The organism is Micromonospora sp. KC207, from assembly GCF_004348615.1.
Classification (GTDB): Bacteria; Actinomycetota; Actinomycetes; order Mycobacteriales; family Micromonosporaceae; genus Micromonospora.
In genome coordinates, this window is the sequence record NZ_SMKJ01000542.1 from 1 (window position 1) to 2,011 (window position 2,011).

2 protein-coding genes are annotated in these 2,011 nt (G+C 74.0%); both read right to left on the bottom strand.

Annotated features, from left to right (window positions below; genetic code table 11):
- Positions 1-52 precede the first annotated feature (52 nt).
- Positions 53-1,054, bottom strand: coding sequence for a hypothetical protein (locus E1258_RS32290; RefSeq protein ID WP_243715828.1), 1,002 nt, complete (start codon positions 1,052-1,054; stop codon positions 53-55).
- A gap of 86 nt (positions 1,055-1,140) precedes the next feature.
- A partial coding sequence (locus E1258_RS32295; RefSeq protein WP_243715829.1) for a S1C family serine protease occupies positions 1,141-2,011 on the bottom strand: 871 nt, incomplete at its 5' end.

Below are 2,011 nucleotides of genomic sequence, written 5' to 3' on the forward strand. Positions count from 1 at the left end.
GCCATGGACCTGCCCCGGCCCCGTCCAACGCGACGGGCGGGGCCGGGGCACGTCAGAGGTAGTCCTCGGCCTCGTCGCAGACCTTGTCCATGCCCTGGGTGGCCTTGTCGTACGCGGCCTTGTTGTTCGCCGCCGCCGCGGTCAGCGCGCTGGTGAGCTTGTCCAGGCAGGTGGCGATGACCTTCTTCTGCCGGGCCTGCTCGTCCCGGTCGTTCCGGGTGCCGGTGAGATCCTGCTCCGTCTCGGAGAGCTTGTCCCGCACGCCCTGCAGGTCCGCCTTGAGCTTCTCGATCTCGGACTTGTTCGCCGCGATCGTGCCGTCCCGCTCGCTGACCTGGCCGGTCAGCCGCTTCTCGGTGCGGTCCAGCTCGCTGCTCTTGGTCAGGTAGAGGCCGGTCATCACGCCGCCGAGGACGAAGAGCAACCCAGCCACCACGGCCAGGACCAGCACGCTGCGCCTGCCCGGGGCGGCGGTTGACGCCGGGGAGCCGTAGGACGGCGTCGCACCCGGCGGGCCATAGGACGGCGTCGCACCCGGCGGGCCATAGGACGGCGTCGCACCCGGCGGGCCATAGAGCGGCGTCGCACCCGGCGGGCCATAGAGCGGCGTCGCACCCGGCGGGCCGGACATCGGCTGGCCGGGCGCCGGCCCGGAGACGGGCGGCACCGACATCGGCTGCCCGAAGGCCGGCGCCGACGGAAGGTACCCGGCCCCGCCGGGGACCGGCGGGGTGGAAACGGGCGCGGTGGAAACCGGCGGGACGTACGGCGGGGCGGACTGTGGCTGCTGCTGGCCGTAGGCGGGCGCGGGCGGGGCGGACTGCGGCACCCCGGGGCCGGCCGGTTGGGCCGGCTGCGGCGCGCCGTACTGGCCGGGCATGAACTGCTGCGTCGGCTCCGCCGCCGGCTGCGGCGTCCCGTACTGACCGGGCGTGAACTGCCAAGTGGGCTCCGCCGGCTGGCCGGTCGGGTCATACTGCGGGGGTACGGGCTGGCCGGCGCCGGGCGGCAAGTACGGCGACTGGTCCTCCGACCCGGTCGGTGGCTGCGACATTTCTTCTCTTTCTCCAGGTGAGGCGGCCCGTGGCGGGGGCCGCGACGAACCGGCTGGTATGGGGCGGGCGGCGCTGGACGGCGGGTTCAGCAGATCCGGAAGCCGTCGCAGGCGACCTTGATGGGCACGGCGAGGCCGATGCCCTCGGCGTCGCGGGCCTTGGCGGTGGCGATGCCGACCACCTGTTTCTGGGCGTTGATCACGGGGCCCCCGGAGTTGCCGGGGTTGATCGGCGCGTCGAACTGGATGACCGGGCCCGAGCCCTGGTCGGCCTCGCGGAATGCGCTGACCACGCCGGTGGTGACGCTGTCCTGTAGGCCGAGCGGGGCACCGACGACGACGATCTGCTGGCCGGACTTGACCGCGGCGGACGCCGTGACCAGCCCGGCGAACCTGCTCGTGGTGCGCAGTTGGGCGACGTCGTTGGCCTCGTCGACCTTGACGATGGTGGCCGGGTAGCGCTGGTCGGTACGTTCCAGGAAGACCTCCCGACCGCCGGTGGACCAGACCGACTCCACCACGTGGAAGTTGGTGAACAGGTTGGTGCCGCCGCCGGTGGCGGGTTTGCCGACCGCGAAGGCGGTGCCGGTGAACTGCCCGGCCTGGACGCGGAACACGCTGGGCAGCACGGCGCTGGCCACCGCCTCCGGGTTGAACTGCGCCCCGGCCTGCTTCTCCAGGGCCTGCGTCCGCTGGTCCAGGCCGTCGAGCCGGGCGCCGTCGCCGCTCTGTGCGGTGGCCAGCCGCCGGTCGGTGTCGGCCAGCCGGCCGGAGAGCCGGTTGATCTGGTACGCCTGCACGCCGGCTACCACCGCCAGGACCACGGCGAGCCCGAACGCGACGAACGTCAGGGCGCGACCCCGGGCCCGGGGCGGCGGCGGGCTCGAATCGCCGGTCGGGGCGGGCGCGGGCCAGGCTGGCCCGGGGACGGGGGACGCCCCGCCGTGCGAATACGCC